The 10,111-nt window shown below is 64.9% G+C and carries 11 protein-coding genes and 1 pseudogene; 11 read left to right on the top strand and 1 reads right to left on the bottom strand.

Going from position 1 to position 10,111, the window contains the following annotated elements:
• Positions 1-123: 123 nt before the first annotated feature.
• The 3 genes from PMI38_RS17250 to PMI38_RS17240 all read left to right on the top strand — a co-directional run bounded on the left by PMI38_RS17250 (position 124) and on the right by PMI38_RS17240 (position 2,591).
• Positions 124-747 carry a glutathione S-transferase gene (locus PMI38_RS17250; RefSeq protein WP_008096465.1) on the top strand — a complete coding sequence of 208 codons (624 nt, stop codon included), beginning with the start codon at positions 124-126 and terminating at the stop codon, positions 745-747.
• 135 nt (positions 748-882) lie between these two features.
• Complete coding sequence (locus PMI38_RS17245) at positions 883-1,815, top strand: ABC transporter ATP-binding protein (RefSeq protein ID WP_008096463.1); 933 nt, start codon at positions 883-885, stop codon at positions 1,813-1,815.
• Positions 1,812-2,591, top strand: coding sequence for an ABC transporter permease (locus PMI38_RS17240; protein WP_008096461.1), 780 nt, complete (start codon positions 1,812-1,814; stop codon positions 2,589-2,591). Before PMI38_RS17245 ends, PMI38_RS17240 begins: the two co-directional genes overlap by 4 nt.
• Positions 2,592-2,603: 12 nt before the next feature.
• On the opposite strand, the pseudogene PMI38_RS26690 reads toward PMI38_RS17240, so the two are convergent.
• A pseudogene (locus PMI38_RS26690) lies at positions 2,604-3,101 on the bottom strand (DUF2062 domain-containing protein); the annotation flags it as partial.
• A 142-nt stretch (positions 3,102-3,243) separates the two neighbouring features.
• Between PMI38_RS26690 and PMI38_RS17235 the strand changes: the two are divergent.
• The 8 genes from PMI38_RS17235 to murB all read left to right on the top strand — a co-directional run bounded on the left by PMI38_RS17235 (position 3,244) and on the right by murB (position 10,085).
• The gene (locus PMI38_RS17235) at positions 3,244-5,472 is read left to right on the top strand and encodes a DNA internalization-related competence protein ComEC/Rec2 (protein ID WP_008096457.1); all 2,229 of its coding nucleotides are present in this window, start codon (positions 3,244-3,246) and stop codon (positions 5,470-5,472) included.
• Between the two features lie 68 nt (positions 5,473-5,540).
• A complete protein-coding gene (locus PMI38_RS17230; protein ID WP_027596066.1) occupies positions 5,541-6,176 on the top strand; it encodes a MotA/TolQ/ExbB proton channel family protein in 636 nt (211 codons plus the stop codon).
• The gene (locus tag PMI38_RS17225) at positions 6,173-6,607 is read left to right on the top strand and encodes an ExbD/TolR family protein (protein ID WP_008096452.1); all 435 of its coding nucleotides are present in this window, start codon (positions 6,173-6,175) and stop codon (positions 6,605-6,607) included. The genes PMI38_RS17230 and PMI38_RS17225 overlap by 4 nt, the downstream gene beginning before the upstream one ends.
• Positions 6,607-7,614, top strand: coding sequence for a tetraacyldisaccharide 4'-kinase (lpxK, locus tag PMI38_RS17220; RefSeq protein WP_008096450.1), 1,008 nt, complete (start codon positions 6,607-6,609; stop codon positions 7,612-7,614). The genes PMI38_RS17225 and lpxK overlap by 1 nt, the downstream gene beginning before the upstream one ends.
• 44 nt (positions 7,615-7,658) lie before the next feature.
• Positions 7,659-7,844, top strand: a complete 186-nt coding sequence (locus PMI38_RS17215) for a Trm112 family protein (RefSeq protein WP_003247142.1) — start codon at positions 7,659-7,661, stop codon at positions 7,842-7,844.
• On the top strand, positions 7,841-8,605 hold the full coding sequence (gene kdsB, locus PMI38_RS17210) for a 3-deoxy-manno-octulosonate cytidylyltransferase (protein WP_008096433.1): 765 nt from the start codon (positions 7,841-7,843) through the stop codon (positions 8,603-8,605). The genes PMI38_RS17215 and kdsB overlap by 4 nt, the downstream gene beginning before the upstream one ends.
• A complete protein-coding gene (locus tag PMI38_RS17205) occupies positions 8,605-9,069 on the top strand; it encodes a low molecular weight protein-tyrosine-phosphatase (protein ID WP_008096431.1) in 465 nt (154 codons plus the stop codon). Before kdsB ends, PMI38_RS17205 begins: the two co-directional genes overlap by 1 nt.
• Positions 9,066-10,085: a UDP-N-acetylmuramate dehydrogenase gene (gene murB / locus PMI38_RS17200; protein ID WP_008096428.1), complete on the top strand. Its 1,020-nt coding sequence runs from the start codon at positions 9,066-9,068 to the stop codon at positions 10,083-10,085. Before PMI38_RS17205 ends, murB begins: the two co-directional genes overlap by 4 nt.
• Positions 10,086-10,111 lie beyond the last annotated feature (26 nt).

Raw genomic sequence — 10,111 nt, 5'->3', positions numbered from 1 at the left:
ACAAGCCCGCTCCCACAGGAGGTCCACAGTACCTGTGGGAGCGGGCTTGTCCCGCGAAGAGGCCGGTACAGGCGGAACAGGTCTGGAGTAGACTCACCCCTCTGCATTCATAAGGACATTGCCATGCTGAAGATCTGGGGCCGCAAGAATTCGAGCAATGTGCGCAAGGCGCTGTGGATCGCCCACGAGTTGGGCCTGGATTTCGAATCCATCGACGCCGGCGGCGCCTTCGGCGTGGTCAACGAGCCGCATTACCGCGCCCTCAACCCCAATGGCCTGGTGCCCATGCTCGAAGACGGCGACCTGGTGCTGTGGGAATCCAACACCATCGTCCGCTACCTGTGTGCCGAATACGGCGCAGAGCAGGGCTGGTACCTCGACGACCCGCGTCAGCGCGCCCTGGCCGACAAATGGATGGACTGGACCACCTCGTCCTTCGCCACGCCGTTCCGTCCGCTGTTCTGGGGCCTGTTGCGCACGCCAGAGGCGCAGCGCGACTGGGTAGCGATCAACGCCGCGCACAAGCAGTGCGCCGCATTGCTGTCCATCGCCGACGCCACCCTGGCGCACCAGCCCTATCTTTCCGGTGACCAGATCGGCATGGGCGACATCCCACTGGGTAGCTTCGTCTATGCCTGGTTCGAAATGCCCATCGAGCGCCCGGCCATGCACCATCTGGAAGCCTGGTACGAACGCCTGAAGCAGCGCCCGGCCTACCAGGCTGCGGTGATGACCGCGCTGACCTGACCCTGCTTCGATAGTCATTATCAATAGATGTGACTGTACTTGTGCGGTCTGGCCTTGCACCATGGCCGCACTCACTGCGCCAGTGATTTCGCCTGGCGTGTCCTGAACCATTCTTTATTCGGTACGTGACCCGCTATGAGTTCCGCCCTGTCCATCCGACAGCTGACCAAGACCTACGGCAACGGCTTCCAGGCCCTCAAGGGCATCGACCTGGATGTCGCCGAAGGTGACTTCTTCGCCTTGCTCGGTCCCAATGGCGCCGGCAAGTCCACCACCATCGGCATCCTCTCGACCCTGGTCAACAAGACCAGCGGCACGGTGAACGTGTTCGGCCATGACCTGGACCGCGAGCCTTCTGCGCTCAAGCGCTGCCTTGGCGTGGTGCCACAGGAGTTCAACTTCAACCAGTTCGAGAAAACCTTCGACATCGTCGTGACCCAGGCCGGTTACTACGGCATTCCGCCCAAGCTGGCCAAGGAACGTGCCGAGCAGTACCTGACCCAGCTCGGCCTGTGGGACAAACGTGACGTGCAGTCTCGGTCGCTGTCCGGTGGCATGAAGCGCCGGCTGATGATCGCCCGTGCGCTGATCCATGAGCCGCGCCTGCTGATCCTTGACGAGCCGACCGCCGGGGTCGACATCGAGTTGCGCCGTTCGATGTGGAGCTTCCTCACCGAGCTCAACCAGAAGGGCATCACCATCATCCTCACCACCCACTACCTGGAAGAGGCTGAGCAGCTGTGCCGCAACATCGGCATCATCGACCACGGCACCATCGTCGAGAACACCAGCATGCGCAAGCTGCTGGGCAAGCTGCATGTCGAGACCTTCGTGCTTGACCTCAAGCAGGACCTGGCCCAGGCACCGATCCTTCAGGGCTACCCGTGCCGCCTGCTGACGCCGCACACCCTGGAAGTGCAGGTGGAGAAAGATATCGGCATCACCGCGCTGTTCGGCCAGCTGGCGCTGCAGAACATCGAAGTGCAGAGCCTGCGCAACAAGACCAACCGACTCGAGGAGCTGTTCGTGTCCCTGGTGGAAAAAAACCTGTCGAAGGTGGCCGTATGAGTGTGGAGCTGCGCACCAACTGGGTCGCCTTGAATACCATCGTCTACCGCGAAGTGCGGCGCTTCCTGCGCATCTGGCCGCAGACCTTGCTGCCGCCGGCGATCACCATGGTCCTGTACTTCGTCATCTTCGGTAACCTGATTGGCCGGCAGATTGGTGACATGGGTGGCTTCACCTACATGGAATACATCGTGCCGGGCCTGATCATGATGTCGGTCATCACCAACTCGTACGGCAACGTGGTCTCGAGCTTCTTCGGCAGCAAGTTCCAGCGTTCGATCGAGGAGCTGATGGTGTCTCCGGTTTCGCCGCACATCATCCTCGTGGGCTACGTCATGGGCGGCGTGCTGCGCGGCCTGGCGGTTGGCGTGATCGTGACCATCCTGTCGATGTTCTTCACCCATTTGCAGGTACATCACCTGGGCGTGACCGTGGTCGTGGTGCTGCTGACCGCCACCATCTTCTCGCTGCTGGGCTTCGTCAACGCGGTGTTCGCGCGCAACTTCGACGATATCTCGATCATCCCGACATTCGTGCTGACCCCACTGACCTACCTGGGCGGGGTGTTCTACTCGATCAACCTGCTGCCGCCGTTCTGGCAGACCGTGTCGCTGGCCAACCCGGTTTTGCACATGGTCAACTCGTTCCGCTACGGCATCCTAGGGGTGTCGGATATCAGTATTGGGACGGCGATCACCTTCATGCTGGTGGCCACCGCGGTGCTCTATGTGCTGTGCGTTCGCCTGCTGGTCAGCGGCCGCGGCATGCGCGCCTGAGGCCTTTTGCTTGCGCCGGCGCCACTGCCGGCCAACCCACCAGCGCCAGTACAGCATGGTGGTGAAGTAGGCCACGATGCCCAGCACCACCCCGCATACCACCGAACCCAGCAGGAATGGCTGCCACAGCGTGGCCAGCTGGTCGGTGATCCATTCGAAGGTCAGTTCGTCGGGCAACGTGCGCGGCGGGACCTGCATCAGCCAGGCACCGGTCATGTAGGTGACGAAGAATACCGGCGGCATGGTCAGCGGGTTGGTCAGCCAGACCAGGCTGACCGCGATCGGCAAGTTGCCGCGTACCGGGATGGCCAGCGCCGCCGCCAGCAGCATCTGCATGGGGATCGGGATCAACGCCGCGAACAGGCCCACGCCCATGGCCCGCGCCACCGAGTGGCGGTTCAGGTGCCAGAGGTTCGGGTCATGCAGCAGCTTGCCGAAAAAGCGTAGGGACTTGTGTTCCCGAATGCTGGTTGGATCCGGCATGTACCGTTTGAAAAGTCGGCGCGGCATGTAGGCTCCTGGCGCGTTGATCGGGGCAGTATGCCTTGATTCCATCTCAGGCTCGTTCAGAGTTTGTGACAATTGTTGAGCGAGCCAGGTCGGCATTTCAGCTAAGCCTCAGTAAGCGATTTTGCTTCTGGAGCTCTACCTCATGCGCACAGGGATGCTTGCGCTGGCGCTCGGGCTGTTGTGCCTGGGTCTTCTTCCTGCATTGCCGTCGGTCGGGTGGCTATGGCTGTTGCTCTGCGGCGGGCTGCTTTGCCTGTGCTCGCGGGGCTGGCCGGTGGGTTGCTTTCTGCTTGGATTGTGTTGGGCCTGTTGGTCGGCGCAGCAGGCGCTGGACGACCGCCTGGCGCCACAGCTCGATGGCCGCACGCTGTGGCTGGAAGGCAAGGTGGTCGGGCTGCCGAGCCAAACCGGGCAGGGCGTGCGCTTTGTGCTGGAGCAACCCCGTTCACGCCGCGCCGAACTGCCCTCGCGCCTGCAATTGAGCTGGTTCGAGGGCCCGCCGCTGCGGGCAGGCGAGCGTTGGCGCCTGGCGGTGACCTTGCAGCGGCCCGCTGGGTTGCTGAATCCCCATGGGGCTGACAGGGAAGCGCAATTGCTGGCGCGACGGGTGGGCGCGACCGGTACGGTCAAGGCGGGCCACGCGTTGGATGCCCAGGGGCCAGGTTGGCGCGATGCGTTACGCGAGCGCCTGCTGGCTATCGATGCCATGGGTCGGGAAGCGGCGTTGGTGGCGCTGGTGCTTGGGGATGGTGGCGGATTGGCGCGCAGTGATTGGCAAGTGCTGCAGGCCACGGGCACGGTGCACCTGCTGGTGATCTCGGGCCAACACATCGGCCTGGTGGCCGGTTTGCTCTACGCACTGGTGGCTGGCCTGGCGCGTTGGGGCCTGTGGCCTCGGCAGTTGCCCTGGCTGCCCTGGGCGTGCGGCTTGGCACTGGCGGGGGCCCTGGCCTACGGCTGGTTGGCCGGCGCCGGGGTGCCGGTGCAGCGCGCTTGCCTGATGTTGGCGGTGGTGCTGCTCTGGCGCCTGCGCTTTCGCCAGCTTGGGGCGTTCTTTCCCTTGTTGGTGGCGCTGAACCTGGTGCTGGTCGCCGAGCCTCTGGCCGCCTTGCTGCCGGGTTTCTGGTTATCGTTCGCGGCAGTGGCGACGCTTGTCTACTGCTTCAGTGCTCGCCTTGGCGGCTGGCGTCCCTGGCAGGCGTGGACCCGCGCCCAGTGGGTCATTGCAGTGGGTTTGCTGCCGGTTTTGCTGGCCACGGGGCTGCCGGTCAGCCTGAGCGCGCCGCTGGCGAACCTGGTGGCCGTGCCCTGGATCAGCCTGGCGGTATTGCCGCTGGCGTTGCTCGGCACCTTGTTGCTGCCGTTGGCGGGTGTTGGCGAGGCATTGCTGTGGTTGGCTGGCGGCCTGCTCGATGGCTTGCTGCGGGTGCTGGCGGCAGTGGCGGGCTGGCGCCCGGCCTGGATGCCGCCGGCCTTGCCGCTTTGGGCCTGGCTGCTGGTATGCCTGGGGGCGCTGTTGGTGCTGCTGCCGCGCGGTGTACCGCTGCGTGGCCTGGGCGGGGTGATGCTGCTGGCCCTGTGGGTGCCCAGGGAGCCCGTGCCGCACGGCCTGGTGGAGGTGTGGCAGCTTGATGTTGGCCAAGGGCTGGCGGTGCTGCTGCGCACGCGACACCACACCCTGCTTTATGACGCGGGCCCGGCGCGGGGTGATACGGATCTTGGCGAGCGGGTGGTATTGCCTACCTTGCACAAGCTGGGCGTGCGGCACCTGGACCTGATGTTGATCAGCCATGCCCACAGCGACCATGCAGGTGGCGCGTTGTCCGTAGCCCGCGGGTTGCCGGTAGCGCGGGTGCTCAGTGGCGAAGCGCAGGCGCTTGCCACGCCGTTGTCGGCGCAGCCGTGTGTCAGTAATGACGGCTGGGAGTGGGACGGCGTGCGTTTTTCGCTGTGGCACTGGGCTGAAGGGCAGGGCAGTAATGATCGCTCCTGCGTATTGTTGGTCGAGGCGCGGGGCGAACGCTTGCTGCTGGCCGGTGACATGGAAGCCGGCGCCGAGCGGGCCTGGCTGGCCGAGCACGGGGCACCCGGCATCGATTGGTTGCAGGCGCCGCACCATGGCAGTCGCAGTTCGTCGACCGAGGCCTTCATGCGCGCCACTGCGCCGCGCGGGGTGCTGATTTCACGGGGGCGTAACAACGGCTTTGGGCACCCCCATGAGCAGGTGATGGCGCGCTATCGGCGCCATGGGCTGGCGATTCATGATACGGCGGTGGAGGGGGCGTTGCGTTTGCTGCTGGGTAGCCAGGGCGCGGTCGAGGGCGTGCGTGGCCAGCGACGTTTCTGGCGTGAGCGGGCGCCAATTCCCTGACCTTCGGCAGATGAGCCCCCAGCGTGCGTATGGTAGAGTGGCGGCCTTTTTCCGAAGGGGCGTTTACTGTGTGGGAATTGGTCAAGTCCGGTGGTTGGATGATGCTGCCGATCATTCTGAGCTCCATCGTTGCCATGGCTATCGTCGTCGAGCGCCTGTGGACCCTGCGCGCCAGCCGCGTCACCCCGCCGCACCTGCTGGGCCAGGTGTGGATGTGGATCAAGGACAAGCAGCTCACCAGTGACAAGCTCAAGGCCCTGCGCGCCGACTCGCCGCTGGGCGAGATTCTCGCTGCGGGCCTTGCCAACTCGCGCCATGGTCGCGAGATCATGAAAGAGTGCATCGAAGAAGCTGCCTCGCGGGTCATTCACGAGCTCGAGCGCTATATCAGCACGCTCGGCACCATTGCCGCCATGGCCCCGCTGCTGGGCCTGCTGGGCACCGTGCTGGGCATGATCGACATCTTCAGCGCCTTCATGGGTTCGCAGATGACCGCCAATGCCGCCGTGCTGGCGGGCGGTATCTCCAAGGCCCTGGTTACCACTGCGGCCGGCCTGATGATCGGTATCCCTGCCGTGTTCTTCCACCGTTTCCTGCTGCGCCGCATCGATGAGCTGGTGGTGGGCATGGAGCAGGAGGCGATCAAGCTGGTGGAAGTTATCCAGGGCGACCGCGAAGTCGAAGTGGCCGGAGGCAAGGCGTGAAGTTTCGGCGCAATCGCCAGCGGGAGAACGTCGACATCAACCTGGCGTCGCTGATCGACGTGGTCTTCGTCCTGCTGCTGTTCTTCGTGGTCACCACCACCTTTACCCGCGAGACCCAGTTGCGCGTCGAACTGCCCGAGGCCGCCAGCGCCGAGCAGCCGCCAGCGGACCAGGACAAGCTGGTGGAGGTCACCATCAGTGCCGAGGGCGTGTATTCGGTGAACAATCACCTGCTGCCCAAGAGCGACCTGGCCACCCTGACCGAAGCCATCGAGCGTGAGTCCGGTGGCGACAACAAACTGCCCCTGGCGATCAGCGCCGACGGCAAGACCCCGCACCAGGCCGTGATCACCGCGATGGATGCCGCCGGCAAGCTCGGTTTCAGCCACCTGCGCATGACCACCGTCGAGGCGGCCCAGGGGACACCTTGATGGCGTTCGCCGACCGTCTGCTGGCTGCCTGGTATGCCGGGCATCCAGCCCTGGCCCTGCTGCGCCCCCTCGAGGTCTTGTACCGCCGCGTGGTCACGCGCAAGCGTGCGCGCTTTCTCAGTGGTGAAAGCCCCAGCTATCGCGCCCCGGTGCCGGTCATCGTGGTGGGCAACATCACCATTGGCGGCACCGGCAAGACGCCGATGATCCTCTGGCTGATCGAGCATTGCCGTCGCCAGGGGTTGAAGGTCGGCGTGGTCAGCCGTGGTTATGGCGCCAAGCCACCCCAATTGCCGTGGCGCGTCGAGGCGCAGCAGCCTGCCGAACAGGCGGGGGACGAACCGCTGCTGATCGTCCAGCGCACGGGCGTGCCGCTGATGATCGACCCTGATCGCGCCCGCGCCGTTCAGGCGCTGTTGGCCAGCGAGCCGCTGGACGTGATCCTTTGTGACGATGGCATGCAGCACTACCGCCTGGCGCGTGACCTGGAGCTGGTACTGATCGATGCTGCCCGTGGTCTGGGCAATGGCCGCTGCCTGCCGGCCGGGCCGTTGCGTGAGCCGGCCGAGCGCCTGCAGGAAGCCGATGCGGTGCTGTTCAATGGCGCCGACGCCGATCGCTGCGATGGCTTCGCGTTCAGCCTGCAGCCCAGCGCCCTGGTCAACCTGCGCAGCGGCGAGCGGCGCACGCTCGACTTGTTCCCGGCAGGCCAGCGCCTGCACGCGGTCGCCGGCATCGGCAACCCACAACGTTTCTTCAACACCCTGCTGGGGCTAAACTGGCAGCCGGTGCCGCACCCCTTCGCCGACCACGCCGAGTTCAGCGCCGAGCGCCTGGCGTTCAGTCCGCCGCTGCCGTTGGTCATGACCGAGAAGGATGCGGTGAAATGCCGGGTCTTCGCCGCCGATGACTGGTGGTACCTGGCCGTCGAGGCGCAGCCCACGCCGGCCTTCGTCGCCTGGTTCGACAGCCAGCTGCAACGCCTGCTGGCGCAGCGCAAGCCCTGAGCCTGTTTTCATTTTCCGGCCACCTGGCCTCAAGGAAGCTTTCCATGGACACCAAACTGCTCGACATCCTGGCCTGCCCGATCACCAAGGGCCCGCTCAAGCTCAGCGCCGACAAGACCGAGCTGATCAGCAAGGGCGCAGGCCTGGCCTACCCGATTCGCGACGGCATCCCGGTGATGCTGGAAAGCGAGGCACGTACCCTGACCGACGACGAGCGCCTGGACAAATGAGTGTCGACTTCACCGTGGTGATTCCTGCTCGGCTGCGCTCCACGCGCCTGCCGGGCAAACCGTTGCAGTTGATCGCTGGCAAGCCGATGGTCCAGCACGTCTGGGAGCAGGCCCGCAAGAGTGGCGCCAGTCGCGTGGTCATTGCCACCGACGACGCCAGCATTGTCGAGGCGTGCCAGGCGTTTGGCGGCGAAGTGCTGATGACCCGCGCCGACCATGAGTCGGGTACTGATCGCCTCGCCGAAGTGGCCGCGCACCTGGGGCTGCCCGCCGATGCCATCGTGGTCAACGTGCAGGGTGACGAGCCGCTGATTCCGCCGGTGATCATCGACCAGGTGGCCGCCAACCTGGCCGCTCATCCGGAGGCAGGTATCGCTACCCTGGCCGAGCCGATCCATGAGCCGGAAACCGTGTTCAACCCCAACGCGGTCAAGGTGATCAGCGACAAGCAGGGCCTGGCCTTGAGTTTCAGCCGCGCGCCGTTGCCTTGGGCGCGCGATGCATTCGCCAAGGACCGTAGCCAGCTGCCGGAGGGCGTGCCGTATCGTCGCCACATCGGCATGTACGCCTACCGTGTCGGCTTCCTTCAGGACTTCGTCAGCTGGGGCCCGTGCTGGCTCGAGCAAACCGAAGCGCTGGAGCAGCTGCGTGCCCTGTGGCATGGGGTGCGTATCCATGTGGAAGACGCCATCGAGGCGCCAGCCGTGGGCGTGGATACCCCGGAAGACCTGGAGCGCGTTCGGCGCTTGCTGGAGGCCTGATGCGCGTTCTGTTCGTGTGCCTGGGCAATATCTGCCGTTCGCCCACTGCCGAAGGTGTGCTGCGCCATCAACTGCAAGTCGCGGGGTTGGCCGAGCGGGTGCACGTGGCCTCTGCCGGCACTGGCGACTGGCATGTCGGCAAGGCGCCCGACAGCCGCACCTGCAAGGCCGCGCTGGCACGGGGTTACGACCTTTCGGCACAGCGTGCGCAGCAGGTCAAGGCGGCGCATTTTGCCGAGTACGACCTGATCCTGGCCATGGATGAAAGCAACCTGGGCCACCTGCGCACCCTGCGCCCGCACACTGCCAAGGGTGAGCTCGACCTGTTCCTGCGCCGCTATGGCGCCGCCCTCGACGAAGTACCGGACCCTTACTACGGTGGTGCCGACGGTTTCGAGCAAGTGCTGGACCTGATCGAGGCCGCCTGTCGTGAGCTGGTAGTGGAAATCAAGGGGCGGTTATGACTGTGGGATGGCAACGGCAGGTATCGCTCAAGCCCTACAACACCTTCGGCATCGATGTGAGCGCCCGGTATTTCACCCAGGCACACAATGACGACGAAGTGCGTGAAGCGTTGGTACTGGCGCGCCAGTTGGCTGTGCCGGTGCTGGTGATCGGTGGTGGCAGCAACCTGCTGCTGACCCGTGATGTCGACGCGCTGGTGCTGCATATGGCCAGCCAGGGGCGTCGTGTGCTGAGCGATGACGGTGAGCGGGTGGTGGTCGAGGCCGAGGCCGGCGAAGCCTGGCACCCCTTCGTGCAGTGGACGCTGAGCCAAGGGTTCAGTGGCCTTGAAAACCTGAGCCTGATTCCTGGGACAGTGGGCGCCGCACCGATGCAGAACGTCGGTGCCTATGGTGTGGAAATCAAGGATGTATTCGTCGGGCTGACCGCGCTTGACCGGGAGACCGGGGAGCTGCGCGACTTTGGCCTGGACGCATGCGCCTTCGGTTACCGCGACAGCCTGTTCAAGCACAACCCTGGCCGTTGGTTGATCCTGCGGGTGCGTTTTGCCTTGAGTCGTGTCCTGCAGGCGCACCTGGATTACGGCCCGGTGCGTCAGCGTTTGCTGGAGCAGGGTGTCGAGCAGCCGACTGCGCAGGCGATCAGTGATGCCATCTGCAGCATTCGTCGCGAGAAATTGCCTGATCCGGCCGAGCTGGGTAATGCGGGGAGCTTCTTCAAGAACCCGGTGGTGACAGTTGAGCTTGTGGATCGTATTCGCGCTCAGTATCCAGGTGTGGTGGCCTATCCCCAGGCCGATGGGCAGGTGAAGCTGGCCGCGGGCTGGTTGATCGAAGGGGCGGGGTGGAAGGGCTATCGCGAGGGCGATGCCGGCGTGCATCGGCTGCAGTCGTTGGTGCTGGTCAATTATGGCCAGGCGAGTGGTGGGCAGATGCATGACCTGGCGCGGCGTATCCAGGCGGATATCCTGGAGCGGTTTGGGGTTGAGCTGGAGATGGAGCCTAACCTCTACTGATTGGCGGGCCTGCGCCGGCCTCATCG

The organism is Pseudomonas sp. GM84 (assembly GCF_000282535.1).
GTDB lineage: Bacteria > Pseudomonadota > Gammaproteobacteria > Pseudomonadales > Pseudomonadaceae > Aquipseudomonas.
The sequence above is the reverse complement of the archived record's forward strand: the minus strand, read 5'-3'. Positions and strand labels throughout refer to the sequence as shown.